This is a genomic window from Janibacter sp. Y6, from assembly GCF_040900765.1.
In the GTDB taxonomy this organism is placed as follows: Bacteria; Actinomycetota; Actinomycetes; order Actinomycetales; family Dermatophilaceae; genus Marihabitans; species Marihabitans melonis.
The window spans coordinates 481,357-507,221 of sequence record NZ_JAKLYZ010000002.1 but is presented as its reverse complement, the minus strand read 5'-3'; the positions used below and the strand labels follow the sequence as shown (position 1 = coordinate 507,221).

Genomic DNA, 25,865 nt, shown 5'->3' with positions numbered 1-25,865 from the left:
AGGGGGTCAGCGCAGGATCCCGAGCGAGCGGGCGGCCGAGACGGCCGCGGTCCTCGAGGTCACCCCGAGCTTCGAATACACGTGCACGAGGTGCGACTTCACCGTCGCGTCGGTGATGTGGAGGCGGCCGGCGATCTCGCCGTTCGACGCTCCCTCGGCGACGAGCGCGAGCACCTCGATCTCGCGCGCCGACAGGCTCACCCGCGGCGCGCGCATCCGTGCCATGAGCCGGCTGGCCACCGCCGGCGCGAGGGCGCTCTCCCCCGCCGCGGCGGCCCGGACCCCGGCGAGCAGCTCATGCGGCGGCGCGTCCTTGAGCAGATAGCCGCTGGCCCCCGCCTCGACGGCGCCGAGGATGTCGCCGTCGCTGTCGTAGTTCGTCAGCACGAGGACGTACGGCGGGGCGTCGAGGGCCCGGATGCGACGGGTCGCGTCCGCCCCCGAGAGCTCCTGGCCGAACTGCAGATCCATGAGCACGAGGTCGGGCACGAGCGAGCCGGCGAGGTCGACCGCCGCACCCGGGGTCTCGGCCTCGCCGACCACCTCGACATCCTCGGCAGTGCTCAGCAGGGCCCGCAGCCCGGCCCGCACGACGGGGTGGTCGTCGGCGATGACGACGCGGATCACGGCGCCGCCTCCAGGGTCACGGTGAGCGTCGTCCCGTCGCCCGGGGCGCTGTCGACGACGAGGTCACCCCCGAGCTGCTCGACCCGCTCGGCGATCGCCCGCAGCCCGAAGGAGTCGCTCGCGCCTCCCCCTTCGCGCACGGCCGCGGGGTCGAAGCCGACCCCGTCGTCGGCGATCACCAGCCGCGCGCCCCCGCCGAGATCGGTGAGCGCCACCCGCACCTCGCTCGCCCCGGCGTGCTGCGCGACGTTGGCCAGCGCACCCTGCGCGACCCGGAGCAGCGCCGTCTGGGCGTCCATGCTCAGCGCGGGGTCGCCCGGCGGCACGCTCACGTGCACCCGCACCCCCTCGCGCTCCCACCGCTGGCCGAGCCGCACGAGCGCCGGCCCGAGACCGGCGTCGAGCGCCGGCGGGGCGAGCTCGCGGATGAAGCGCCGGGTGTCGGCCAGGCCCTCCGCGGCGGTGGCCCGGGCGAGGCGGATGTGCTCGAGCCCCGGCCGCTCCCCGTCCGCCGCCTCGGCGGCGTGCAGCAGCATCTGGATGCTCGACAGGCCCTGGGCGACGGTGTCGTGGATCTCGCGGGCGAGACGCGACCGCTCGGCGAGCACCCCCTGCTCGCGCTGCGTCGCCGCGAGCCGGTCACGGGTCGCGACGAGCTCGGCGAGCAGCGCCTCACGCTCGACCGCCTCGCGCGCGAGCGCCCGGTAGCCCAGCCCGATGAGCAGGGCGACCCCCGCGCCGACGAGCGGCCCGATCACCCCGCCGACGGTGAAGCCGCCGTGCAGGCCGAGCGCGACGACCGCGACCCCGGTCGCGAGCACGACGGCGACCGGCCCGGCCGCGCCCGGCAGCACGTGGAGGTAGAGGAAGAAGAGCGGGAAGACGAGGTAGGCGGCCTCGGGCGCGAGCCACAGCAGCGCGACCCAGACGAGCGTCAGCGCCCCCACCCAGAGCGCCGACGCCGTGGCCCGTCGCGTCCCGGTCGTCGAGGCGAGCCGCGCCCCGAGCACGTAGACGAGCGCGAAGAGCGCGGCGAGCACCAGCGCGACCCACGTCGTGCCGTCGTGCCGCGCGAGCACCTGCACGACGACGAGCGCCAGCAGCGCCGCGAGCAGCACGTGCAGCCCGGTGCGCAGCCCGACGAAGACGGGGGTGAGGGAGCTGTGCCGCATGACGACCTCAGCCTACGAAGGGCGAGCCCCTCCCGGATCAACCGAAAGGTGGATCGCGAGACCAGTCCTCACGGCGATGGATCGCGGGCCCTCCGTCGCCAGGCTGGAGAGGACAGCGGGGAGACCCCCCGCACCCCACCCCGACAGGAGATCTCGTGTTCGTCGCCTGGCGCGACCTGCGCTTCGCCCGCGGTCGCTTCGCCCTCATCGGCGCGGTCGTCGCGCTCATCACCCTGCTCGTCGGCTTCCTCGCCGGGCTCACCGGCGGCCTGGCCTCGCAGAACGTCTCGGCCGTCCTCGGCCTGCCCGGCGACCGGCTCGTCCTCGAGCTGCCAGCGGACGGGCAGCCGTCCTTCGCCGACTCCTCGGTCGGCGAGCGCACCGTCGACCGGTGGCGTGAGACCCCCGACGTCACCGGCGTCACCCCGGTCGGCGTCACCCAGGGCCGCGCGACCGGCACCGGGTCCGGCCCGGTCGCGGTCGCCCTGCTCGGCCTCCCCCGCGACGCCCCCGCCGGCGCGGTGTCCGACCTCGCCCCCGCCGCGGACGACGAGGTGGGGCTGTCCTCGGGGGCTGCGTCCGACCTCGGCGTGACGAAGGGGGACGACGTCACCGTCGGCGGCACGACCTACCGCGTCGCCTCCGTCGGCGGCGACGTCTGGTACAGCCACACCCCCGTCGTCGCCCTCAGCCCGAAGGCCTGGGCGGCGGCAGACCGCGGGCTCGGCGGTGACGGCGAGGCGACCGTCCTCGCTGTCAGCGGCTCCCCTGACTGGGAGGCGACCGCGGCCGCCACCGGCACCTCGGCGGCCTCGCCGCTGCGCAGCCTCACCGCGCTCGAGACCTTCCGCTCCGAGGTGGGCTCGCTCGGTCTGATGATCGCCATGCTCTTCGGGGTCTCGGCTCTGGTCGTCGGCGCGTTCTTCACCGTGTGGACGATGCAGCGCGCCGGCGACATCGCCGTCCTCAAGGCCCTCGGCGCGTCGACCCGCTCGCTCGTCCGCGACGCTCTCGGCCAGGCCCTCGTCGTGCTCGTCGTCGGCATCGGCGTCGGGCTGGCCCTCGTCGTCGGGCTCGGGCTGCTCGCCGGAGGGGCGCTCCCCTTCGTCCTCAGCCCGCTGACCACCGTCGTCCCCGGCCTCGCCATGGCCGCGCTCGGTCTCGCCGGGGCCGCGGTCGCCCTTCGCACCGTCACCAAGGCAGACCCCCTCACCGCCCTCGGGAGCAACCGATGATCACCCTCGACGACGTCACCCTCACCTTCCCCGACGGAGACTCCCGCGTCACGGCCGTCGACCACGTGAGCCTCGCCGCCCCGGCCGGGGTGGTCACCGGGATCACCGGGCCGTCCGGGTCCGGCAAGTCCTCGCTCCTCGCCGTCGCGGGCACCCTCATCCGCCCCGACTCCGGTCACGTCTGGGTCGGCGACGTCAACGCCGCGGCGCTCTCGGCGCACGAGGCGACGGCGCTGCGGCGCGAGCGGATCGGCATCGTCTTCCAGCAGTCGAACCTCCTGCCCTCACTCACCGCTCGCGACCAGCTGCTCGTCATGGCCGAGCTCGGCGGCGACGGGCGTCGTCGCCGCGCGGCCGTGCGCGAGCGGGCCGACGAGCTGCTCGCGGAGGTCGGGCTGGCCGATCAGGCGCACAAGCGGCCCGCCCAGCTCTCCGGCGGTCAACGTCAGCGGGTCTCGATCGCCCGGGCGCTCGTCACCGACCCCTCCGTGCTGCTCGTCGACGAGCCGACGAGCGCCCTCGACCAGGAGCGCGGCGCCGACATCATGGACCTCGTCGCCCGCCTCACCCACGAGCGAGGCACGGCGACCCTGCTCGTCACCCACGACCTCGTCCACCGCGACACGCTCGACGCCCTCGTCACCGTCGTCGACGGCAGGGTCGTCGAGCCCGCCCTCCGCCCCGCGTGATCCGAGATGAGTCAGTCCGCAGGGACGAAGGGGGCGGCGAGGGCGACCACCGCGGCGGCCACCTCGTCGGGGGCCTGGAGGTGGTGCAGGTGCTCGCCGTCGAGGACGCGCACGGGCCAGCCCCACGACCGGGCCGCGGCGATCTCCTCGGCGTAGGTCTGCCCGAAGGCGAGATACGCGCAGGGCCGCGTCGCCCACCCCTTCGGCGCCTCGAAAGTCACGTCGACGTAAGCGACGGGCAGCCTCGGGCAGGCGGCGTCGAGCTCGGCGAGACGGTCGGCGGGCACGACGTCGTCGAGCGCGCCGGAGGGCCACCAGCGGGTCCAGGGCGGCAGCAGCCCGTCGGCGTCCGCGAGCGCGGTGAGCATGTCGCGCAGCGCCGGCGGGGCGAGCGCGTACCGGCCCTCGGCCGGCGGCAGCGCGGCGTCCATCGCGACGAGGGGCACGTCGAGGCCGGTGGTCTCGCGCACGAGCGGGGCGAGGTAGCCGGCGTTGCTGTGGGCGACGAGCACGTCGCTCAGGCCGACCTCGCCGGCCCAGCGCTCGACGAGGTCACCGGCACCCTCCCCTTCGCCGAGGTCCGGCGCGGCCACGCGGGCCGACCAGCCCGCCCGCGTCAGCGCGTCCGCGAGCTCGATATAGGCGAGCGCCGGCAGCAGCGGGCTCGGCAGGACGAGAGCCCTCACCACCCGCGCGTCCCCGGTCCGCCCTTGAAGGGGCCGGTGATCCACGACGTCACCCAGCCGCCGTAGAAGTCGCCCTCCTGCGCGACGACGACCTCGCCGTCGACCCGGCACTCGTCCATGAGCCCCGGCATGAGGGAGACGTGGCCCCGCAGCTCGGCGAAGGCGGGCATCGGGTCGGGATAGGTCCACACCGCGCGGGAGATGACGCGGTCACCGACGACGACGTCGAAGTAGCTCGCGACGCCCTTGAACTCGCAGATCGTGCGCCCGCCGTCGACGGGTCGCAGCAGCGAGGTGTCGACGTCGGCGAGCGGCAGGTAGTACGTCGGCGGGTGGCTCGTCTCGAGCACCCGCAGCGCGGAGGTCGTGCGGGCCAGGCTCTGACCGGCGACGTCGACCTCGACGAGACCGGCGAAGGGGACGAGCGCGGGCGGGCGCGGGTAGTCCCAGACCGACTCGACGGGGTGCTCGCTCATCTGGCGATCGTCGCACCGCGGGGCGGCCGGTGGGCTCAGAGCAGGCGGCGGATGGCCTGGGTGGCGCCGTCGAGGTAGCGCTGCACGGCGGCCCGGTCGGCGTCGGTCATCGCGTCGTCGAGGGCCTGGAGCGGGCCGAGCATCGGCAGCAGGTGGCCGAGCATCTCGGTGCGACCGGCGTCGGAGATCTCGACGAGCGTGCGCCGCCCGTCCTCGGGGTGCGGGGTGCGCACGGCGTAGCCGCGGGCGACGAGCCGGTCGACGATGCCCGAGGCGGCGGCCGAGCTCACCGAGAGGGCGCGCGCGATCTCCGCCGGTCCCTGCGGTGCGTCGCTCAGCAGGTCGAGGACCGCCATCTCGTTGTGCGAGAAGCCGGCACGACGCGCCATCGCCCCCGGCACGCCGGCCGCGACCTGGACGAGGGTGCGCAGGGAGCGGGCTGGACTAGAAGTGGACGGACCACCTCGCCCCGTCGTACCTTCGTTCACGATATAACTCACTTAGTTAGCAATCTTCTTCGACACCAGGAGTCTACGGTGCGTCATCGCGTCGCCGCCCTCATCACGGGCAAGCGGTCCGCCTGGGCCGTCATCGTCCTCGGCCTCGTGCTCATCGGCTTCGTCATGTCGCTCGGGGCCGGCGAGCGACAGGCCACCCCCACCGACTCCCTGCCCCGCGGCTACGACTCGACGGCCGCGGCCGAGCTGCGCGAGCAGCTGCCCGAGCAGGACGGCACCCAGGCGCTCGTCCTCTTCACCGCTGACGAGGGCACGATCGACAAGGCCGAGCTGCCCGAGCTCGCGAAGGCCGCCGGTCTCGGCGAGGACGCGACCGTCGTCCCGAGCGAGGACGGCACCGCGGCGATCACCTTCGTGCCGATCGAGACGACGGACAGCCCGAAGATCCGTGACGCCGTGCGCGACCTGCGCGCCGAGCTCGACGAGCGCACCCCGGACGGCATCACCGCCGAGGTGACGGGGCCCGCGGGCATCACCGCCGATCTCGCCGCGGTCTTCGACGGGGCCGACACCCGCCTGCTGCTCTCGACCGCCTCGGTCGTCGCCGTCCTGCTCATCCTCACCTACCGCAGCCCGGTCCTGTGGATCATCCCGCTGACCGTCATCGGCGTCGGCGACCGCACCGCGACGGTCGCCGCGACCCAGGTCCTCGAGCGTCTCGGGATGACGTGGGACGACTCGACGACCGGCATCCTCTCGGTCCTCGTCTTCGGCGCGGGGACGAACTACGCCCTGCTCCTCATGTCGCGCTATCGCGACGCGCTGCGGGTGACCGAAGACCGCCGCGAGGCCCTCACCGAGGCCCTCGCGAAGACCTTCGAGCCCGTCCTCGCGAGCGCGACGACGGTCGTCGTCGGCGTGCTCTGCCTCCTGCTCTCGCTCACCCCGGGCACCCGTGGCCTCGGCCTGGCGAGCGCGATCGGCATCGTCATCGCCGTCCTGTCGGCGCTCGTCCTGCTGCCCGCGGTGCTCTCGCTCTTCGGGCGCTGGGTCTTCTGGCCGAAGGTCCCCCACGCCGGCGAGACCACCCTCAGCGACGGCCGCTCGCTGTGGCGCCGCATCGGCGACGCGGTCGCCCGCCGCCCCTCCGTCTTCGTCGGCGGTGCCGTCGTGCTCCTCGCGGTGATGTCGGCCGGTGTCGTCTCGGTGCGCCTCGGCCTGCCGCAGTCCGAGCAGTTCCTCGACAAGCCCGAGGCGATCGTCGCCGCCGAGCGCCTCGCCGAGTCCTTCCCCGCCGGCTCCTCCGACCCTGCGGTCATCGTCACGAGGGCCGACCCGGCGGAGGTGTCGAAGGTCGCCGAAGGGGTCGACGGCATCGAGTCGGTCCGCCCCGGGGCCTCGGGTGACGGGGTGAGCGAGCTCCAGGCGGTGCTGCCCGGTCAGCCCGACAGCCAGGAGGCCGAGGACGCGGTCGTCGCGCTGCGGGCGGCCATCGCGGACGCCGACCTCGCCGACACGCACGTCGGCGGGACGACGGCCGAGGCGGTCGACGTCGGCGACGGGGCGCAGCGCGACCGGCTGCTCATCCTGCCGCTCATCCTCGGGCTCGTCCTCGTCGCGCTCATCGCCCTGCTGCGCAGCCTCGTCGCGCCGCTCGTGCTCATCGCGACGGTCATGGCGACGAACTTCGCGGCGATCGGCGTCTCGTGGTGGATCTTCACGAAGGTCTTCGGCTTCACCGCGCTCGACCAGATCACGGTGCTGTACGCCTTCCTCTTCCTCGTGGCGCTCGGCGTCGACTACAACATCTTCCTCGTCACCCGCGCGAAGGAGGAGACCCGCGAGCACGGGACCCGCGAGGGGATGCTGCGTGCGCTGGCCGCCACCGGTGGGGTCATCACGAGCGCGGGCATCCTGCTCGCCGCGGTCTTCGCCGTCCTCGGCGTCCTGCCGCTCGTCGTCCTCGCGCAGATCGGCGTCATCATCTGCATCGGCGTGCTCCTCGACACCCTGCTCGTGCGCACCGTCGTCGTGCCGGCGATCACCCTCATGCTCGGAGACCGCTTCTGGTGGCCGCGCAGGGTGAGCTGACCCGCCCACCTCTTCGCGGTGGACGACGGCCCCGGGTCGCCTGCCGGAGATGCCGCTGATGTGGTGACTAGCACTTGATGGGGCAGCGTCCTAGTCACCGGACGAGCACTTCATGGGGCGCGGGACCGTGGAGAGGGGGCGCGACACCGCCACCACCTCGAATTTCCCTAGGTTTCTGCCATCCGCTCGCGAACGTTCGCGGGCGGATGGCAGAAACCTAGGGAAATGTGGGTCTCCACCAGGACGCGAAGGGGTCAGCGGGGGCGGGCGGGGGACTCGGGCCAGAACTCGAGCAGGTCACCCGGGCCGAGACCGAGCGCACGCTCGATCTCGGCGGGGGTCGTCTGCTGGAGGTGGGTCGAGACGTTCGTCGTGAGGTCGCGCCAGTAGCCGCGCAGGGTCGACTCCGAGAGGTAGAGCTGGGTGCTCAGCTCGGCGTAGGTGAGCCCGCGGGCGCGGCCGGCGAGCACCTGGCGCTGGCGCTGCGAGAGGATCGTCAGGCTCTTGCGACGCACGAGCACCTCGATGAGCCCGATGATCGCCTGCGGCACGACGACCCGACCGGCCGCCGCGTCGACGAAGGCCTCCTGGGCCTCGGCCGTGGGCGACGACTTCGAGACGATGCCCGTCGCCCCCGCCGCCATGCACGCCGCGAGCACGAAGCGGCGCTCCTCCTGGCTGTACACGCACACCCGGTAACCGGCGTCGACGAGCATCCGCACCGCCGCGACGCCCTGGCGCGCCGAGGGCTGAGTGCTGTTGACGAGGTGCAGGTCGAGCACGACGACGTCGGCGACCGGCCGGTCCTCGAGCAGCGTCTCGACCCTCGAGTACTGCCCCACGAAGTCGATCCCCGGCATGAGCGCCGGTATCGACTCGCGGATCACCGTCGCGTCGTCGACGACGAGCGCGCGCACCCGTGGCTGGTCCTGCGTCATCCCTGCTCCACCCCGATCTCCATGGTGCCCATGCGCACCGTCGTCCCGATCCCGGGCTCGGAGTCGATGTCGACCCCGATCCCACGGCTGGCGAGCTCGCCGACGACGACGTCGCCGAGCCCCACCCCCATGTCCGTCACCTGGGGGTCAAAGCCGACCCCGTCGTCGTGCACCGAGAGCACCCAGCGAAGGGGGGTCCCCTCACCCCCGTGGGCACTCCCGTCATGCACGTCGTCGTCTCCCTCGTCCGAGTCGAGGTGGACGACGACGAGCGAGGCCGCCGCGTGCTGACGCACGTTGAGCAGCACGCTCGCGAGCGCCTGCTCGACCGCCTCGGTGTCCTCGGCGGCCAGGCGCACCTGCGCCCCGAGGTCGAGCGAGGTCTCCAGGCGCAGGTCGACGAAGCGCTCGCACACGGCCTGGACACGACCGGCGAGGGCGACCTCGCCCTGCGCCGGGCTCGCACCTGGCGCCGGCCCCTGGAGATAGGCGCGCATCCGGCGGGACTCGACGAGGGCCTGCTGGCGCAGCCGCTCGCGCGTGCTGTCGTCGACGTCGTCGTCGGTGAGCAGGCGCATCACCGCGGCGCCGTTGTGGATCGCCACCCGGGCGCGGTGCTCCTCCTCGCGCCGGCCGAGCTCGGCGGCGAGCGCGCGGGCACGGTCGGCGTCCTGCGCCAGACGCAGGTTGTAGCCGACGAGCAGACGGCCGACGATGCCGAGGGCGATGTAGGTGAGCAGGTTGCCCAGGACCGTGCTCGGGTGGGTGCGCGTGCCGTCGGCCATGTAGACCGAGGCGGAGGCGACGACCGCGGTCATCGCCCCGAGCCACAGGACGTGGCTGCGCAGGGCGCTCGCGGTGAGCAGCACCCCCAGGGCGTACCCGGGCTGGAAGCCCACCCACGTCCCGACGCGGAAGTCGTCGGGCACGGTGAGCGGCCCGAGGACGAGCAGCACGCAGGCGACGGCGAGGTCGACGGCGGTCCACGCCGTCGACAGCGGCCCGCGGGTGGCGATCATCCGCACGCACACCGCGACGGTCATGACGAGAGCGGCCAGCCACGTGAGCGCGGCGGCCCGCTCGTCGGGAGCCACCCGCAGCGCGGAGGTGAAGGACGGCGCCATCTGCACCAGCGTGCCGACGCGCGCGCCCATGACGAGCAGGGCGATGCCCCACAGCGCCCCGGCCTGCGTCGTCGGCAGCGAGCCCGGCCACCACCACCGGCGGTTCGGGGCAGCGCTGTCGTCGGTCACGCGTCGATGATCCCCGACGGCCCGCCCGGGGTCACCCCGCGGAAAGCGCGGAGCCCAGGGCACCGAGGAGGTGGTCGCGGGCGTCGCCGAGGTAGCAGCGAAGGGCGGTCGCGGCCACCCCTCGCCCCTGCACCTCGAGGAGGTCGACGATCTCGACGTTGCGGTCGAGGTAGGGGGTGTGGAAGCCGGGGTCGTCGCCCATGAGGTGGAAGACGAGACGCATCTCGGCGAGCACGCTCTCCATGAGGACGTCGACCCGTCGGCTGCCGGAGAGCCGGACGATCGTGCGGTGGAACTCTTGGTTGCCCTGCGCGACCCCGCTCGTCCGGCCGTCGGCGCGGGCGGCGAGCGCCCCGTCCACGATCGCGCGCAGCCGGCCCGGGGTGTCGTCGGCGTACCCGGGCCCGTGCTCGAGCGCGGCCGGCTCGAGGACGAGGCGGGCGTGGTAGAGGTCGCGGACGTCGGCGATCGTCGGCGTCGCGACGAAGACCCCGCGGTGTGGCTCGCGGACGACGAGACGCTCGGCGGTGAGCAGGGCGAAGGCCTCGCGGATGGTGTTGCGGGAGAAGCCGAGCGAGCTGCTGATCGTCTCCTCGGTGAGGCGCGTCCCGGAGCGCAGCGCCCCGTCGACGATCTGCTCGCGCAGCAGGTCGCTGACCCGCTCCGCCGCGGAGGGCAGCGCCGTGCGTCCCCGGGGGATCCGGCCGAGGGCGTCGGCGAGCGCGCTGTCCGTCACCCGTTCACTGTAAGCGGCGAAGGGCGACCGTTCGTCGGATCGACCCATTGCCGGATTGTTGAACAATCGCTACGTTGTCAGTCGCAGCCCCGACGACGCGGCTGTCCCGCGCCAGGGTCGATGGCGCACGAGAGGCCGGAGCCCCCATGGACGCCAGGACCCCCACCCCCGCCGAGCCGGTCGAGGGAGACACCGCACGGAGCAGCACCGGGCGCAGCGCCCTCCTCGGCGCGATGTTCCTCATGGCCACCTCGGCCATCGGCCCCGGCTTCATCACCCAGACGACGAACTTCACCGTCCAGCTCGGCGCGGCCTTCGCCTTCGCCATCGTCGTCTCGATCCTCGTCGACGTCGCCGTGCAGATGAACGTCTGGCGCGTCATCGGCGTCTCGGGGCTGCGCGCCAACGAGCTGGCCAACCGCATCGCACCGGGTCTGGGCTGGGCGCTCGCCGCACTCATCCTCGTCGGCGGGCTCATCTTCAACATCGGCAACATCGCCGGCACCGGCCTGGGCACGGACGCGATGATCGGCCTGGACCCGAAGGCCGGCGCCGTCGTCTCCGCCGTCCTGGCCGTCGCGATCTTCCTCGTCAAGCGAGCCGGCGCCGCGCTCGACAAGACCGTCGTCGTCCTCGGCCTGGTGATGATCGCGCTCACGGCCTACATCGCCGTCACGAGCGGCCCGCCGGTCGGCCTCGCCCTGAAGAACGCCGCGCTCCCCGAGCAGGTCGACGTCCTCGCCATCACCACCCTCATCGGCGGCACCGTCGGCGGCTACATCACCTACGCCGGTGCCCACCGGCTCATCGAGTCGGGCAGCACCGGCCCGGAGCACGCCGGCGACATCGCCCGCGGCTCGGTCCTCGGCATCATCGTGACCGGCGTGATGCGCTCGATCCTCTTCCTCGCCGTCCTCGGCGTCGTCCACGGCGGGGCGAAGCTCGCCGAGGACAACCCGGCCGCGAGCGCCTTCCAGCAGGCCGCCGGCGACTTCGGGCTGCGGGCCTTCGGCATCATCTTCTGGGCCGCGGCGATCACCTCGGTCATCGGGGCCAGCTACACGACCGTCTCCTTCCTCACGACGCAGGCGACCTCGCCGCGCACCCGCAACCTGGCCACCGTCGCCTTCATCGTCGTGTGCACGGTCCTCTTCCTCGTCCTCGGCAAGGCCCCGGTCAAGCTGCTCGTCTTCGCCGGCGGCTTCAACGGGCTCATCCTGCCGATCGGCTTCACCGTCATCCTCTGGGTCGCCTGGCGCCGCCGCGACCTGCTCCGGGGCTACGCCTACCCGAGGTGGCTGCTCGGGGTCGGCGTCCTCGCCTGGCTGCTCACGCTGTGGCTGGGCTGGCAGTCGATCACCGGCCTCCAGGCGCTGTGGGCCTGAGGAGCGCCATGACGACAGCGACCATCGACCTCAACTCCGACCTCGGCGAGTCCCTCGGCACGTGGCAGCTCGGCGACGACGCCGCGATGCTCGACCTCGTGACGAGCGCGAACGTCGCCTGCGGATTCCACGCCGGCGACAGCCTCACCCTCGCTCGGACCTGCGAGCAGGCCGTCGAGCGCGGCGTCGTCATCGGCGCGCAGGTCGGCTACCGCGACCTCGTCGGCTTCGGCCGCCGCTTCGTCGACATGGACCCCGCCGAGCTCACCGCGGACGTCGTCTACCAGGTCGGCGCGCTGGAGCTGCTCGCGCGGGTCGCCGGCGGGCGGGTCGCGTACCTCAAGCCCCACGGCGCGCTCTACAACGCGATCGTCCACCACGAGGAGCAGGCGGCCGCGGTCGTGCGGGCCGTCGTCGCCGTCGACCCCACGCTGCCGGTCCTCGGCCTGCCGGGCTCGGCCTTCCTGCGGCACGCGGAGCAGGCCGGTCTCACCACCGTCGCCGAGGCCTTCGCCGACCGGGCCTACACGCCCGAGGGCACCCTCGTCTCCCGGCGCGAGCCCGGCGCCGTCCTGCACGACCCGCAGGAGGTCGCGGCCCGGATGGTCCGGCTCGTCACGGACGGGGTGATCACCGCCGTCGACGGCACCGACGTGCCCGTCCACGCCGGCTCGATCTGCACCCACGGCGACTCCCCGGGCGCGGTCACCATGGCGCGCGCCGTGCGCACCGCCCTCGCCGACGCGGGCGTGGGCATCGCCCCCTTCGCCGGGTGATCGCGATGCCCGGTCAGACCTCGGCGAGCGGCGTCCCGGTGCGCTTCCTGCCCATGGGAGAGGCGGCGTGGCTCGTCGAGACCGACGACATCGACGCCGTCCTCGCCCTCGACGCGGTGCTGGCCCCGCTCGCCGAGGCGGGAGAGGGGGTGTGGGCCGAGGTCGACGACCTCGTGCCCGCCGCCCGGACCCTGCTCGTCCTCGCCCGCCGCACGACGAACCTCGCCGACCTCGCCACGCAGATCCGGGCCGCGGCGCACCACGCCGACCGGTCGAGCGCGAGCGAGGCGACGGGGGTCGTGGAGATCGCGGTGCGCTACGACGGCCCAGACCTCGCCGACGTCGCCGAGCACACGGGACTGACCCCGGCCGAGGTCGTCGCCGCGCACACCGGCACGCCGTGGCGCGTCGGCTTCGGCGGCTTCGCCCCCGGCTTCGCCTACCTCGTCGGCGGCGACCCCCGGCTCGAGGTGCCGCGGCGCAGCGAGCCCCGCACGAAGGTGCCCGTCGGCGCCGTCGGCCTCGCCGGCGAGTTCAGCGGCATCTACCCCCGCGAGTCGCCCGGCGGGTGGCAGCTCGTCGGCTCGACCGACGTCGTCCTGTGGGACGCCGACCGTGACCCGCCCGCCCTCCTCGCACCCGGCACGACCGTGCGCTTCACCGAGGTCGGGTCATGAGCACGCGTGCCGTCGAGATCCTCGCGACCGGTCCGCTCGCGCTCGTCCAGGACCTCGGCCGGGTCGGCCACCTCGCCGTCGGGGTCGGCCGGGCGGGCGCCGCCGACATCGGCGCCCACCTCCTCGGCGGGCGGCTCCTCGGCAACCTCCCCGACGCCGCGTCCCTCGAGGTCACCTTCGGTGGTCTGCAGCTGCGGGCGAAGGGGGATCTCCTCGCCTGCCTCACCGGGGCCACCACTCCGGCGACGGTCGACGGGCGAGCGGTGCCGATGGCCTCCCCCTTCGCGATCCGCGACGGCCAGGAGCTCGCCCTCCAGCCGCCGACCGCGGGGCTGCGCACCTATGTGGGCGTGCGTGGCGGGATCGACGTCCAGCCGGTCCTCGGCTCGCTCTCGAGCGACACGATGTCCGGCCTGGGCCCTGCGCCGGTGCGTCCCGGCCAGGTCTTGCCGGTGGGCCGGGTCACCGCTCGCTTCCCGCACGTCGACGTCGCCGGCGTGCCCGGTCCCGACCCCGGCACGGTGACCCTCGACGTGCTGCCCGGGCCGCGGCTGGACTGGTTCGCCGCCCCCGAGCGCCTCGCGAGCACGCCGTGGCGCGTCACGTCGCACAGCGATCGCGTGGGCATCCGCCTCGAGGGCGAGCCGCTGGAGCGTCACCCCGAGCTGCGCGACGCCGAGCTGCCCAGCGAGGGGATGGTCCGGGGCGCGATCCAGGTCCCGCCGAGCGGTCTGCCCGTCCTCTTCCTCAACGACCACCCGGTGACCGGCGGCTACCCGGTCCTCGGCGTGCTGCGCGCGGCCGCGGTCGACCTCGCCGCCCAGCTCGTGCCGGGTCAGGACGTGCGCCTGCGCTGGGACCAGTGACGCCCGACCCACGAGGTCCGCGATTTCGTGGGGTACGCCGGGAGCGGACCTCGCCGACACTGGCAGCGGTGTGCACCGCTGCAGGGGGCGGTGCACCCATCGACGAGAGGGACACCGTGCACATCCGGACCATGACCGCGACGGCCGCCGTCGCGCTGCTGCTCACCGCGTGCGGCGGCGAGGAGAGCGCCGAGACCGACGCGGCGAGCACCGCGAGCGCCAGCGAGACCTCGAGCGCCACCGAGGCGAGCGCCTCGGAGAGCAGCTCGAGCGAGACGAGCGCCTCCGAGACGAGCGCGCCCGCCGGCGAGCTGGAAGAGGTCGAGGTCGGCGAGAGCGTCGAGGACCCCGAGCTCGGCAACACCGTCGAGGTGACGAAGATCGTGCGCGACTTCGCCTCGGAGGACTTCGCCAACATCGCCGAGGACGGCGGCGAGATCGTCCTCGTCGAGATCGACGCGAAGGCCGGCGACGAGTTCAGCGGCGGCGTCAACGGCCCCTTCACGCTCCGCGCCGACGGCACCGACTCCTCCTCGACGAGCATCGTCGACGACGAGCTCGAGGCCGCGGGCATGACCCCCTTCGACGGCCCGAGCCGTGGCGAGGAGGCCACGGGCTGGCTCGCCTTCCAGGTCAACACCCGCGCGGACTCCTACGAGTTCGTCTACACCCGCCTCGCGGCGAAGGTCATCGGCTCCGACAAGACCTTCCCCAAGGAGGAGTGGACCATCGAGCTCCCGTGAGCGAGCGGTGACGAAGGGGGACCACCGCGAGGTGGTCCCCCTTCGCCCGTCCCAGGCTGCGCCCAGGCTGGTGGTTAGGATCGATGACGCACCCAGCCCGCACGCAGACGAAGGGAGGGCCTCGGCATGAGTCTCTTCGAGCGCATGGAGCGCAAGCTCGAGCGCACGGTCAACGGCGTCTTCGCCAAGGCCTTCCGCTCCGAGGTCCAGCCCCTCGAGCTGGCCTCCGCCGTCCGGCGCGCCATGGACGACCGCGCGACCCTCATCGGGCGCGGCCGCACCGCGGTGCCCAACCTCTTCACCATCGAGCTCTCCCCTGGTGACTACGACCGGCTCACGGAGTACGACGAGGAGCTCGAGGACGAGCTCATCGCCGCGGCCCAGGAGCACGCCGAGACCCAGCGCTACCGCCCCGGCGGGCCGCTGCAGGTGATCTTCGAGTCCGACGACGAGCTCGAGACGGGCGTCTTCCGGGTGCGCCCGGCGACCGCCCGGCAGCGCGTCGAGGACCCCTCGGCGGTGCGGGAGTACCGCGAGGAGTACGTCGAGACCGAGGGCGAGGACTACGACGAGTACTCCGCGCCGGTGCCGCAGGGCCGGTCCCAGGCCCCGGCCGCCCCCACCCACGCGCCCGCCCCGGCGCCGGCCGCGCCCTCGGCCGACGAGTGGTGGGACGACGACGTCGAGGACGACGAGTGGGAGGTGCCGACCTCCGCGCGCGGTGCGGCCGCCGCCCCGGCGCCGGCTCCCGTGCCCGCACCTCAGCCCCGCACCCCGGAGCCCGCTCGTGCGGCCGCCCGCCGGCCGCGGGTGCAGGACCTGCCCTGGCTCGAGGTCGACGGCGAGCGTTACCCGCTCATGAGCGCCATGACCGTGCTCGGCCGCGACGAGAGCGCCGACGTCGTCCTCGACGACCCGGGCATCTCACGCCGCCACGCCGAGGTCCGCGTCACGAACGACGGACCGCACCAGGTCGCCCACCTGCGCGACCTCGGCAGCACCAACGGCTCCTACGTCAACGGCGAGCAGGTCGACGCCTGCCCCCTCCACGACGGCGACCGCATCACCGTCGGGCGCACGAGCGTGATCTTCCGGCTGGCGCGTCGCTGAGGTTCGACGACTACCCTGCCCACCTGCGGCCACCCGCGCCGCGGCCATCCCGTCCGACCGCGACATCTCGAGAGGAGCCCCATGAGCGAGCTGACCGTCACCGTGCTGCGCCTCGGCCTGCTCATCCTGCTGTGGGCCTTCGTCCTCTCCCTCGCGGGCGTGCTGCGCTCCGACCTCTACGGCACGCGCGTCATCGCGCGGCAGGGCTCGGCCTCGAGCCGGCGCTCGCGCAAGGAGAAGCGGGCGGCCGACACGCCGCGCCGCAACCCCCGCACCCCGACCCACCTCGTCATCACCGGCGGCGCGCTCGCCGGCACCTCGCTGCCGCTGCGCGACAAGGGCGTGCTCATCGGGCGCAACCCCGAGTGCACCCTCGTCCTCGACGACGACTTCGCCTCGGGGCGTCACGCCCGGATCATCCGCGGTGACGACGGCTGGTACGTCGAGGACCTCGGCAGCACGAACGGCACCTTCATCGGCGAGTTCCGCGTCGGTGAGGCGGTCCCCGTCGAGGCCGGCACGACCGTGCGCATCGGCAAGACCCGCCTCGAGCTGCGGAGCTGACGCATGGCCATCGGACTGAGGTACGCAGCGCGCTCCGACGTCGGGCTGGTCCGCTCGGACAACCAGGACTCGGGCTACGCCGGGCCCCACCTGCTCGTCGTCGCCGACGGCATGGGCGGGCACGCCGGGGGCGACATCGCGAGCGCCACGGTGATCACCGAGCTCGTCGAGCTCGACCACGACTCGCTCGGCGCGTCCGAGGCGAGCGCCCAGCTCGGCAAGGCCATCCGCCGGGCCAACCGAGAGATCGCGCGCATCGCCGAGGAGCGCAAGGAGCTCTCGGGCATGGGCACGACGACGACCGCGCTCATGCGGGCCCGCAACAAGCTCATCCTCGCCCACATCGGCGACTCCCGCGCCTACCTCCTGCGCGACGGCACCGTCACCCAGATCACGACGGACCACTCCTTCGTCCAGACCCTCATCGACGAGGGCCGGATCACCGAGGAGGAGGCCTCGACCCACCCCCAGCGCTCGGTCGTCACCCGCGTCCTCACCGGAGACGAGGACGACGACCCGGACGTCGGCGCCCGCGAGGCCCGTCTCGGCGACCGCTACCTGCTGTGCTCCGACGGCCTGTCCGGCTTCGTCGCCCGCGACACCATCGCCGAGCAGCTCTCCTCGGGACGCACCCCCGCCGAGACCGCCGACGACCTCGTCGCCCTCGCCCTGCGCGCGGGCGCACCCGACAACGTCACCGTCATCGTCGCCGACGTCGTCGACAGCGCCGACGGGACCCCGCCCTCGACCCAGCCGCAGGTCGTCGGGTCGGCCTCGATGCGCTCGAGCTCGACGCGCGCCATCCCGACCACCCCGGCCGAGAAGGCTGCCGCCCTCGTGCGGCCCGAGACCCCCGAGCCCGACCTCGAGCTCGCCGAAGAGGGCTCGACCCGGCGGGGCCGCTGGCTGCGGCGGGTCGCCGCGCTCGGCGTCGTCGCGCTCGTCCTCGGCGCGATCCTCTACGGCGCGTGGGCCTGGACGCAGCAGCAGTACTACATCGCCGGTCAGGACGGCCGCGTGACGATCTACCGCGGGATCGCCTCCGACCTCGGCCCCATCCCGCTGTCATCCGCGGTCGAGCAGACCGACGTCATGCTCTCCGACCTGCCCGACTTCTACCGCGGCAGCATCGAGGAGAGCGTGAGCGTCGACTCCGAGCGCGATGCCCAGAAGAAGGTCGACGACCTGCGCGTCGCCGCGAAGCGGTGCGCCGAGCTGCGCAGCGAGGGCGAGCCGTGCGGTCGCTGAAGACGATCACGACGATCGCCCCGAAGCGCGGCCGCAACGTCGAGCTGCTGCTCGTCGCGCTCGCGATCGGCGTCGTCGTCCTCGCGTACATCAACGTCGAGGTGGCGGCCAACGGCTCCGTGCCGCCGGATCTGCTGGCCCACACCGGCATGCTCGCGGCCATCGCGCTCGTCTTCCACGTCGTGCTGCGCTGGCGCGCGTCGTACGCCGATCCGCTCGTGCTGCCGATCCTCACCCTGCTCAACGGCATCGGCCTGGTGATGATCCACCGCCTCGACCTGGCTGCCGGCCGGGACTTCAGCGAGGGCTACGCCCTCAAGCAGCTGCAGTGGACGGCGCTGGGCGTGGCCCTCGCCCTCACCGTGCTCGTCGCCCTGCGCGACCACCGCGTCCTGCGCCGCTACACCTACACCGCCGGCCTGCTCGGCCTCGTGCTGCTCCTGCTGCCGCTGCTGCCGATCATCGGTCACGACGTCTACGGCGCGAACATCTGGATCAAGATCGGGCCCTTCACCTTCCAGCCCGCCGAGGTGGCGAAGATCTGCTTCGCCGTCTTCTTCGCCGGCTACCTCGTGCAGACCCGTGACGTGCTCGCCCTCGCCGGCCGCAAGGTCCTCGGGCTCACCCTGCCGCGCGGCCGTGACCTCGGGCCCATCCTGGTCGCCTGGGTCGCCTCGGTCCTCGTCCTCGTCCTCGAGACCGACCTCGGCACCTCGCTGCTCCTCTTCGGCCTCTTCGTCTCGATGCTCTACGTCGCGACCGAGCGCGTCAGCTGGATCGCGATCGGCCTGAGCCTGGCGGGCTTCGGCGCCTTCGTCGCCTACCGCCTCTTCCCCCACCTGCAGACGCGCGTCCTGTGCTGGGTCGACCCCTTCAGCGAGGAGGGCACCCGCCAGTGCGGCCAGCTCGTGAGCGGTCTCATGGGGCTGTCCGCGGGCGGGCTGCTCGGCACGGGGCTCGGGCGCGGCCGGCCGTGGTCGACGCCGCTGCCGGAGACCGACTTCATCTTCAACAGCCTCGGCGAGGAGCTCGGGCTCGTCGGGATCATGGCGATCATCGCCCTGTACGCGATCCTCGTCGAGCGCGGTCTGCGCTCGGCCATCGGCCTGCGCGACGGCTTCGGCAAGCTGCTCGCGACGGGTCTGGCCTTCACCGTCGCGCTCCAGGTCTTCGTCGTCGTCGGCGGGGTCACCCGGGTCATCCCGCTCACCGGTCTCACCCTCCCCTTCGTCGCGTACGGCGGCTCCTCGCTCCTCGCGAACTGGACCCTCGCCGCGATCCTCCTGCGCATCAGCGACCACGCGCGCCGTCCCGAGCCCGAGCTGGACCCGGCGTCGATGGACGCCCCGACCGAGGTGGTGAGCACCCGATGAACGAGCCCATCCGACGCCTCTCGATGCTCGCGGCGCTGCTCTTCACCGCGCTGCTCGTCTCCTCGACCTGGCTCCAGGTCGTCGGGGCCGAGGCGATCAACGACCGCCCCGACAACCGCCGCACCGCGCTGAAGAACTACGGCCAGGAGCGCGGCCAGATCCTCCTCGGCGGTCAGCCGATCGCGCGCTCGGTGCCCTCCGATGACGAGCTGCAGTGGCAGCGCGTCTACGCCTCGCCCGAGACCTACGCGCACATCACCGGCTACTACTCCTTCGAGTACGGCGCCGGCGGCGGGCTCGAGGGCGCCGCGAACTCCCTGCTCAGCGGCACCGACGACACGCTCTTCTACGGCCGGGTCTCCGACATCCTCTCCGGCAAGGCCTCGAAGGGGGCCTCGCTCGAGCTGACCATCGACCCGCAGGCCCAGCGGGCCGCGAAGGAGGCGCTCGGCGACCAGCGCGGCGCCGTCGTCGCCATGGACCCGCGCACCGGGGCGATCCTCGCGATGTACTCCTCGCCGACGTACAGCCCGACCCCGCTCGTCAGCCACGAGCAGGGCACGGCGGCCAAGGCGTGGGAGAGCCTCAACGCCGACTCCTCCCGCCCGCTCGTCAACCGCGCCATCGGCGGCAACCTCTACCCGCCGGGGTCCGTCTTCAAGGTCGTCACCGCGGCCGCCGCCATCGAGTCCGGCGACTACGACGAGAGCTCGTCGATCCCCGGGCCCGCGGTCCTCGACCTGCCCCAGACCGACGTCGGCCTCCCCAACAGCCACCCCGGCGCGTGCGGCCCGAACGACCGCGTCACCCTCGCCGTGGCGATGCAGGACTCGTGCAACACCGCCTTCGGCTGGCTCGGCATGGAGCTCGGCGGCGACACCGTCGGCGACCAGGCGAGCAAGTTCGGCTTCGGCGACAAGCTCGAGATCCCCATGGACGTCACGCCCTCGACCTTCCCCACCGGGCTCAACCCGCCGCAGGAGGCGCAGTCGGCCATCGGCCAGTACGACGTGCGCGTCACGCCCCTGCAGGTCGCGATGATGAGCTCCGCGGTCGCCAACGACGGGGTCGTCATGCGGCCCTACGTCGTCGAGCGGGTGCAGGGCGACGACCTGTCGGTCATCTCCGACACCAAGCCCGAGCAGCTCTCGCGGGCGATCGACCCCGAGACTGCCGCCGAGCTCACCGACATGATGAAGCTCGTCGTCGAGCGCGGCACCGGCACCCAGGCCGCGGTCCCCGGCACGAGCGTCGCCGGCAAGACCGGGACCGCCGAGCACGCCGAGGGCGCGGCCCCGCACGCGTGGTTCACCGGCTTCGCCCCGGCGGACAACCCCAAGGTCGCGGTCGCGGTCGTCGTCGAGGACGGCGGCCGGGCGGGCAACGAGGCGTACGGCGGCTCGGTCGCCGGGCCGATCAGCGCCGCGGTGATGAAGGCGGTGCTCGAGTGAGCACTGGACCCCTGACCAGGTCAGACGTCGTGTCGGCCACAATGGCGGCACAGGAAGAGAGGACGTCGTGACGACAAGCACCCCCCGGCTGCTCGGAGGACGGTACGAGCTCGGCGAGCTCATCGGTCGAGGCGGCATGGCCGAGGTCCACCGTGGCTACGACACCCGTCTCGGACGACCCGTGGCGGTGAAGATCCTGCGCAGCGACCACGCGCGCGACACCTCCTTCCTCCACCGCTTCCGCCGTGAGGCCCAGTCGGTCGCGGGGCTCAACCACCGCTCGATCGTCGCGGTCTACGACTCCGGCGAGGACCGCACGACCGAGTCCGGCGGCGCCGGCCTGTCCGTGCCGTACATCGTCATGGAGCTCGTCGAGGGCCAGACCCTGCGCGAGGTCCTCAACGACCAGGGCCCGCTCGCGCCCGCCGAGGCCGCACGGATCTGCGAGGGCGTCCTCGACGCGCTGTCGTACAGCCACCGCATGGGCATCGTCCACCGCGACATCAAGCCCGGCAACGTCATGCTCACCGCCGACGGCACGGTCAAGGTCATGGACTTCGGCATCGCCCGCGCGGTCGCCGACACCCAGGCCACGATGACGCAGACCGCAGCCGTCATCGGCACGGCGCAGTACGTCTCGCCCGAGCAGGCCCGGGGCGAGACCGTCGACAACCGTAGTGACGTCTACTCCGTCGGCTGCCTGCTCTTCGAGCTCATGACCGGCACGACGCCGTACACCGGCGAGCCGATCAGCCTCACCTACCAGCACGTCAACGCGCCGATCCCGCTGCCGAGCTCGCTGGAGCCCACGGTCTCGAGCGACCTCGACGCCGTCGTCGCCGCCGCGCTCACCAAGGACCGCGACGAGCGCTACCAGGACGCCTCGGACATGGCCGACGACCTGCGCGCCGTCCGCGCCGGCCGTCCGGTGAGCGAGCTCGCGCAGGGTGCCCTCGCGACCGTCGCGGGCGCCGGCGCGCTCGAGGCCGACCCCACGGTCGCCCTCGCCGCGGCCGCCCCGGCGCAGCACCTCGGTGACACCTCGACCTTCCGCCCGATCCAGGACCCGCCCACCCCGCTCGAGCCCGAGCGTCGCCGGCGCGGTGGCCTGGGCTGGCTGCTGGCGCTCCTGCTCCTCATCCCCGTCGCCGCCCTCGGGTGGTACGTCTGGGACTCCAACCAGCCGCCGGAGGTCGTCCGGGTCGCCGCGCCGCAGCTCGTCGGGCTCGACGAGGACGCGGCCGAGGCGAAGCTCGCCGACCTCGGTCTCGACGGTGACCGGTCCGAGGCCAACAACGCGGCCCCCGAGGGCCAGGTCTTCGAGCAGAGCGTGCCCGAGGGCCGGATGGTCGACGAGGGGTCGACGATCGCCTACACCGTGTCGCAGGGCCCGGAGCAGGCCACCGTCCCCCAGGTCGTGGGCCAGAGCCGATCGGACGCCGAGAAGGCGATCCGCGACGCCGGCCTGAAGGTCGGCGACGTCACCTTCGAGGACAGCAACGAGCAGAAGAAGAACCGCGTCATCTCGGTGAGCCCCGGCCAGTCCGAGCAGGTCGAGGCCGGCAGCACCGTCGACCTCGTCGTGGCCAGCGGTGACGTCCAGCTCCCCAACTTCGTCGGTCAGCCGATCAGCGAAGCACGCCCCGAGATCTTCGCCCTCGGTCTGCTGACCGAGGAGGTCACCGTCCCCTCCGACGAGCCGGCCGGTCAGATCCTCAGCCAGGACCCGGGCGCCGGGAAGATCGCCCAGGGCCGCACGGTGAAGATCGAGATCGCCGGGCCCCAGGACAAGACGGAGACGACGACGGTCACCCCGCCGCCGCCCTCGACCTCCGAGACGACACCTCCGGAGACGAGCGACCCGAGCACGACGAGCCCGCCGGAGACGACGACGGACCCGAGCGACGGCGAGGAGGGCGACCAGGGCAACGGGACCCCGGGCGGCCCGGCCAGCCCGTCGACGCCGAACCCGCGCTCGACGACGGCGCAGACGCCGTAGCCGGACCCGCCCGTCAGGACGCGGTCGAAGGGGGAGCGTCGGCTCCCCCTTCGTCGTCCTCCGGGACCTCGGGGCGGGGTCGCTCGAAGCTCACGGAGATCTTCTCGAAGCCCTTGAGCCGCTGCGCCCGGGCCTGCCCGCGGTAGGCGCGGCGGTCGGCGTCGGTGAGCTCGACGTCGTCGGTGAAGATCGTGAGGAGCGCGCGCGGCCACAGCCGCTCGGCGAGCACGACGTTGACCTCGACGCACAGCAGGATGACCACGGCGTTGCTGTAGATGAAGATCAGCAGGCCGAGGACGATGGCGAAGACCGAGCTGACGTTGCTCGCGCGGCTGACGACCGTGCCGACGTAGAGCACGCCGACGTTCTGCAGCAGCAGGAAGAGGATCGAGGCGATGACCGCGCCCGGCAGCACCTGGCGCGGCGTGGGGGCGCGGGTCGTCGAGATGATGAAGAGGAAGGTGAAGACGCCGGCGTTGAGCACGACCGACCCGAGGTCGACCGCCAGGCTCTGCCAGGCACCGACGACGAGCCTGTTCGCCACCTGGGTGAGCACGCTCGTCGCGACGACCGCCAGGCCGGCGGTGAGGATGATCATCAGGCCGCGGGCGCGCGAGACGAAGGGGTTGGGCCGCGAGTTGCGCGGGACCATCCACGCGGTGTTCATCGCGTACTGGAGCGCCTGCGCCACACCGAGCCCGCCGTAGATCGCGGCGACCGAGCCGATGATGACGCCGAGGGTGCCACCACCGAGGGTCCCGGTCTGGCGCAGCTCGTCGCCGACGATGGGGAACTCCGACAACGCCGAGTCGAGGATGCGCTGCTGCCACTGCGGGTGCCCCTCGAGGACGATGCCGAGCAGGGTCGACAGGAGCAGCAGCAGGGGGAAGAGCGAGAGGAAGCCGTAGTAGGTGATGAGCGCGGCGAGGTAGCCGCCGAAGTCGTCGAAGAACTTGTAGACGACGGCGATCGGCATGCCGAGGACCGGGTGCTCGCGCTGGAAGCGGTCGACCGGGCCGACCCGGGGCCGCGCGTCCTCTCCCCCGCCCTGCCCGCTGTCGTTGCCCTGCTGCGTCGTCGCCCCCGCGCTCACGGTCGGTGCGCCCTAGCCCGCGGCGACCATGCGGGCGACGCCCTCGGCGTCGCGCACGAGGGGGCTCAGCCCCTCGGAGCGGGCGACCGCGCCGTCGTCGCCGAGCAGCTCGAGCCAGTTGGCGAGGATCCGGTGACCGCCCTGGGTGAGGACGGACTCGGGGTGGAACTGCACGCCGTGCAGGGGCAGGTCGCGGTGGTGCGCGGCCATGACGATGCCGCTCGCGGTGCGCCCGTTGGGCACGAGGGTGTCCGGTATCGTCTCGGGCTCGATCGTCAGCGAGTGGTAGCGGGTTGCGGTAAAGGGCTCGGGCAGCCCGGCGAGGACGCCGGTGCCGTCGTGCTCGACCTGGCTGGTCTTGCCGTGGAGCAGCTCGGGCGCGCGACCGACGGTCGCGCCGCACACGACGCCGAGGGCCTGGTGGCCCAGGCACACGCCGAGCATCGGCTGGGCGCGCTCGGCGCAAGCCTCGATCATCGCCATCGAGACGCCGGCCTGCTCGGGGGTGCCCGGCCCCGGCGAGACGAGCACGCCGTCGAAGTCGGCGCCGTCGGCGGGGCTCACGGCGTCGTTGCGGACGACGGTCGTCTGCGCGCCGAGCTGCTGGAGGTAGCCGACGATGGTGAAGACGAAGCTGTCGTAGTTGTCGACGACGAGGACGGTGCTCACACGTGCAGTATGCCTGCGATCAGCGCGCGGCCCGGGCGTGCGCCAGCTGGCTCTGCCCGGCGTAGGCGGGCAGCGTCGTCTCGTCGCTCGACGTGACCTCGTAGCCCAGACCGATCTGGTCGACGTACTCGCGGTAGATGCTCACCGTCGGGTCCTCGTCGAGCGAGGCCTGCAGGGCGTCGCGGTCGCCGATCGCGGTGATGACGAAGGGGGGCGAGTACACCCGGCCCTGGAGGATGAGGGTGTTGCCGACGCAGCGCACGGCGCTCGTGGAGGTGATCCGCTGGTCCTGGATCATCATCGCCTCAGCCCCGCCGCGCCACAGCGCGTTGACCACGCCCTGCACGTCCTGCTGGTGCACGACGACGTCGTCGACGTCGAAGCCCTCGGGGATCTGGTCGGCGTCCAGCGGCGCGTCGTCGAGGCTCACCGAGACCGAGGGCCCGCGGACCTCCTCGAAGCCGGCCTTCGGCGAGATGTTGGTCGTGTCGCGGCTGATGCGGTCGATCTCCTGGTTGCCCGGCGAGCGCTCCTTCGTGAGCGCGGTGACCGTCGTGCGCAGCTCCTCGGCGCGCCGGGCCTTCACGGCGTTGTCGTGGGTGCGCTCACGGATCAGCGCGGGCAGCGTCGTCACCTCCGAGCGCAGGTCTCCCCCGCGCGCAGTCGTGCCCGAGACGGAGAAGAGCAGGCCGGCGCACAGGGCGATGACGGGCACTCCCGCCGACCACCGGGTGGGCCGGTGGTCGAGGTACCAGCGCACCAGTCGGCGCGGTCCGTGCGGACGGCTCGGGGCCTCGTGCTCCCCCATCGCGGGCACCTCCCTTCGTCACCGGTGCTCAGACCTCTACGCTAAGGCACTGACCCGGCGCGTCCGCGCGCCTCCCCGTGACGAGGAGCACTGACGACGTGGCGCCGTCGAAGAAGAACGAGGACGAGCTCGAGCAGACCGAGAAGGTCGCGAGCACGAGCGCGGGCAAGCGCTCGGGCGACCCCCGGCGCCGTGCGGAGGCGGAGGCCGAGGCCGACAAGCCCGTCAAGGCCAAGCGCGAGAAGGTCAAGGCGCAGAAGATCGGCAACCCCAGCTGGTACGTGCCGGTGATGCTCGGCCTGATGCTCCTCGGGCTCATCTGGGTCGTCACCTTCTACATCACCCAGCAGGAGTACCCCGTCGCCGCGTGGGGCCAGTGGAACCTCGGCGCCGGCTTCGCGCTGATGATGGCCGGCTTCGTCATGACGACCCGCTGGAAGTAGCCCCGGCCGCCTCAGCTTTCCCGCCCAGGGCGGGAACATTCGACCTCGGGCAAGAACATTTCTTTCCCGAGGTCGAACTTTCCCGCCCAGGGCGGGAAAGTTGGGACTGGACCGCCCGATCGTCTTGTCTGGCCCTCTCTAGCGATCGCGCTAGAGGGGGTCAGATGCGTTCATCGACAGGTCACGAAGGGCCCGTCACCCACAGACCTGTGGACAACTTCGCCCGGCCTGTGTGTGGATATCGGGGTTTGTCCACAGGCTTGTGCACACCTGGGGATGAATGACACCCGTGTAAGACG

The 25,865-nt window shown here is 73.0% G+C and carries 26 protein-coding genes; 15 read left to right on the top strand and 11 right to left on the bottom strand.

What is annotated here, in order from left to right; translation table 11 throughout:
• Positions 1-6: 6 nt before the first annotated feature.
• Positions 7-627 carry a response regulator gene (locus L6241_RS07385; protein WP_368245566.1) on the bottom strand — a complete coding sequence of 207 codons (621 nt, stop codon included), beginning with the start codon at positions 625-627 and terminating at the stop codon, positions 7-9.
• Positions 624-1,799, bottom strand: a complete 1,176-nt coding sequence (locus L6241_RS07380; protein WP_368245565.1) for a sensor histidine kinase — start codon at positions 1,797-1,799, stop codon at positions 624-626. The genes L6241_RS07385 and L6241_RS07380 overlap by 4 nt, the downstream gene beginning before the upstream one ends.
• 155 nt (positions 1,800-1,954) lie before the next feature.
• On the opposite strand from L6241_RS07380, the gene L6241_RS07375 reads away from it, so the two are divergent.
• Together L6241_RS07375 and L6241_RS07370 are read left to right on the top strand one after the other, a co-directional pair.
• A complete protein-coding gene (locus L6241_RS07375; RefSeq protein WP_368245564.1) occupies positions 1,955-3,034 on the top strand; it encodes an FtsX-like permease family protein in 1,080 nt (359 codons plus the stop codon).
• Positions 3,031-3,723 (top strand): ABC transporter ATP-binding protein, encoded by a 693-nt coding sequence (locus tag L6241_RS07370; protein ID WP_368245563.1) that lies wholly within the window; start codon positions 3,031-3,033, stop codon positions 3,721-3,723. The genes L6241_RS07375 and L6241_RS07370 overlap by 4 nt, the downstream gene beginning before the upstream one ends.
• Positions 3,724-3,734: 11 nt before the next feature.
• On the opposite strand, the gene L6241_RS07365 is transcribed toward L6241_RS07370, so the two are convergent.
• The 3 genes from L6241_RS07365 to L6241_RS07355 are packed head-to-tail and all read right to left on the bottom strand — an operon-like array spanning position 3,735 to position 5,373.
• Complete coding sequence (locus L6241_RS07365; protein WP_368245562.1) at positions 3,735-4,412, bottom strand: hypothetical protein; 678 nt, start codon at positions 4,410-4,412, stop codon at positions 3,735-3,737.
• Positions 4,406-4,885 carry a DUF427 domain-containing protein gene (locus L6241_RS07360; protein ID WP_368245561.1) on the bottom strand — a complete coding sequence of 160 codons (480 nt, stop codon included), beginning with the start codon at positions 4,883-4,885 and terminating at the stop codon, positions 4,406-4,408. The genes L6241_RS07365 and L6241_RS07360 overlap by 7 nt, the downstream gene beginning before the upstream one ends.
• Positions 4,886-4,920: 35 nt before the next feature.
• Positions 4,921-5,373 (bottom strand): MarR family winged helix-turn-helix transcriptional regulator, encoded by a 453-nt coding sequence (locus L6241_RS07355; protein WP_368245560.1) that lies wholly within the window; start codon positions 5,371-5,373, stop codon positions 4,921-4,923.
• A 48-nt stretch (positions 5,374-5,421) separates the two neighbouring features.
• Here L6241_RS07355 and L6241_RS07350 point away from each other — a divergent pair, with 48 nt between their 5' ends.
• Positions 5,422-7,434: an MMPL family transporter gene (locus L6241_RS07350; RefSeq protein WP_368245559.1), complete on the top strand. Its 2,013-nt coding sequence runs from the start codon at positions 5,422-5,424 to the stop codon at positions 7,432-7,434.
• Positions 7,435-7,688: 254 nt separating this feature from the next.
• On the opposite strand, the gene L6241_RS07345 is transcribed toward L6241_RS07350, so the two are convergent.
• From L6241_RS07345 to L6241_RS07335, 3 genes are read right to left on the bottom strand one after another with little or no spacing between them, the layout of a single operon-like run.
• Positions 7,689-8,372, bottom strand: coding sequence for a DNA-binding response regulator (locus tag L6241_RS07345; protein ID WP_368245558.1), 684 nt, complete (start codon positions 8,370-8,372; stop codon positions 7,689-7,691).
• A complete protein-coding gene (locus tag L6241_RS07340) occupies positions 8,369-9,625 on the bottom strand; it encodes a hypothetical protein (protein ID WP_368245557.1) in 1,257 nt (418 codons plus the stop codon). Before L6241_RS07340 ends, L6241_RS07345 begins: the two co-directional genes overlap by 4 nt.
• A gap of 31 nt (positions 9,626-9,656) precedes the next feature.
• Positions 9,657-10,361 carry a GntR family transcriptional regulator gene (locus L6241_RS07335; protein WP_251719697.1) on the bottom strand — a complete coding sequence of 235 codons (705 nt, stop codon included), beginning with the start codon at positions 10,359-10,361 and terminating at the stop codon, positions 9,657-9,659.
• Positions 10,362-10,507: 146 nt separating this feature from the next.
• On the opposite strand from L6241_RS07335, the gene L6241_RS07330 reads away from it, so the two are divergent.
• The 11 genes from L6241_RS07330 (at position 10,508) to pknB (ending at position 22,553) form a co-directional block, all read left to right on the top strand.
• Entirely contained in the window at positions 10,508-11,746 is a 1,239-nt protein-coding gene (locus L6241_RS07330; RefSeq protein WP_251719698.1) for an NRAMP family divalent metal transporter, read from the top strand.
• Between the two features lie 8 nt (positions 11,747-11,754).
• Positions 11,755-12,522: a LamB/YcsF family protein gene (locus L6241_RS07325; RefSeq protein ID WP_368245556.1), complete on the top strand. Its 768-nt coding sequence runs from the start codon at positions 11,755-11,757 to the stop codon at positions 12,520-12,522.
• Between the two features lie 5 nt (positions 12,523-12,527).
• Positions 12,528-13,199: an allophanate hydrolase subunit 1 gene (locus tag L6241_RS07320; RefSeq protein WP_368245555.1), complete on the top strand. Its 672-nt coding sequence runs from the start codon at positions 12,528-12,530 to the stop codon at positions 13,197-13,199.
• Positions 13,196-14,065 carry a biotin-dependent carboxyltransferase family protein gene (locus L6241_RS07315; RefSeq protein ID WP_368245554.1) on the top strand — a complete coding sequence of 290 codons (870 nt, stop codon included), beginning with the start codon at positions 13,196-13,198 and terminating at the stop codon, positions 14,063-14,065. Before L6241_RS07320 ends, L6241_RS07315 begins: the two co-directional genes overlap by 4 nt.
• A gap of 131 nt (positions 14,066-14,196) precedes the next feature.
• Positions 14,197-14,808 carry a transcriptional regulator gene (locus tag L6241_RS07310; protein ID WP_368245553.1) on the top strand — a complete coding sequence of 204 codons (612 nt, stop codon included), beginning with the start codon at positions 14,197-14,199 and terminating at the stop codon, positions 14,806-14,808.
• Between the two features lie 126 nt (positions 14,809-14,934).
• Positions 14,935-15,918, top strand: a complete 984-nt coding sequence (locus L6241_RS07305) for an FhaA domain-containing protein (protein ID WP_368245552.1) — start codon at positions 14,935-14,937, stop codon at positions 15,916-15,918.
• Positions 15,919-15,999: 81 nt separating this feature from the next.
• Complete coding sequence (locus L6241_RS07300; RefSeq protein ID WP_251719704.1) at positions 16,000-16,482, top strand: FHA domain-containing protein; 483 nt, start codon at positions 16,000-16,002, stop codon at positions 16,480-16,482.
• A gap of 3 nt (positions 16,483-16,485) precedes the next feature.
• Positions 16,486-17,730: a Stp1/IreP family PP2C-type Ser/Thr phosphatase gene (locus L6241_RS07295; protein ID WP_251719705.1), complete on the top strand. Its 1,245-nt coding sequence runs from the start codon at positions 16,486-16,488 to the stop codon at positions 17,728-17,730.
• Complete coding sequence (locus tag L6241_RS07290) at positions 17,727-19,103, top strand: FtsW/RodA/SpoVE family cell cycle protein (RefSeq protein ID WP_368245608.1); 1,377 nt, start codon at positions 17,727-17,729, stop codon at positions 19,101-19,103. Before L6241_RS07295 ends, L6241_RS07290 begins: the two co-directional genes overlap by 4 nt.
• Entirely contained in the window at positions 19,100-20,554 is a 1,455-nt protein-coding gene (locus L6241_RS07285) for a peptidoglycan D,D-transpeptidase FtsI family protein (RefSeq protein ID WP_368245551.1), read from the top strand. Before L6241_RS07290 ends, L6241_RS07285 begins: the two co-directional genes overlap by 4 nt.
• A 67-nt stretch (positions 20,555-20,621) precedes the next feature.
• Positions 20,622-22,553, top strand: a complete 1,932-nt coding sequence (gene pknB, locus L6241_RS07280; protein WP_368245550.1) for a Stk1 family PASTA domain-containing Ser/Thr kinase — start codon at positions 20,622-20,624, stop codon at positions 22,551-22,553.
• Between the two features lie 13 nt (positions 22,554-22,566).
• On the opposite strand, the gene L6241_RS07275 is transcribed toward pknB, so the two are convergent.
• Genes L6241_RS07275 through L6241_RS07265 form a run of 3 tightly spaced genes read right to left on the bottom strand, consistent with a single transcriptional unit; the run spans position 22,567 to position 25,123 of the window.
• Entirely contained in the window at positions 22,567-23,646 is a 1,080-nt protein-coding gene (locus tag L6241_RS07275; RefSeq protein ID WP_368245549.1) for a YihY/virulence factor BrkB family protein, read from the bottom strand.
• Positions 23,647-23,658: 12 nt separating this feature from the next.
• Positions 23,659-24,315 carry an aminodeoxychorismate/anthranilate synthase component II gene (locus L6241_RS07270; protein ID WP_252975589.1) on the bottom strand — a complete coding sequence of 219 codons (657 nt, stop codon included), beginning with the start codon at positions 24,313-24,315 and terminating at the stop codon, positions 23,659-23,661.
• Between the two features lie 19 nt (positions 24,316-24,334).
• On the bottom strand, positions 24,335-25,123 hold the full coding sequence (locus L6241_RS07265; protein WP_368245548.1) for a DUF881 domain-containing protein: 789 nt from the start codon (positions 25,121-25,123) through the stop codon (positions 24,335-24,337).
• Positions 25,124-25,221: 98 nt separating this feature from the next.
• Between L6241_RS07265 and L6241_RS07260 the strand changes: the two genes are divergently transcribed.
• Complete coding sequence (locus L6241_RS07260; RefSeq protein ID WP_368245547.1) at positions 25,222-25,566, top strand: cell division protein CrgA; 345 nt, start codon at positions 25,222-25,224, stop codon at positions 25,564-25,566.
• Positions 25,567-25,865: the final 299 nt, after the last annotated feature.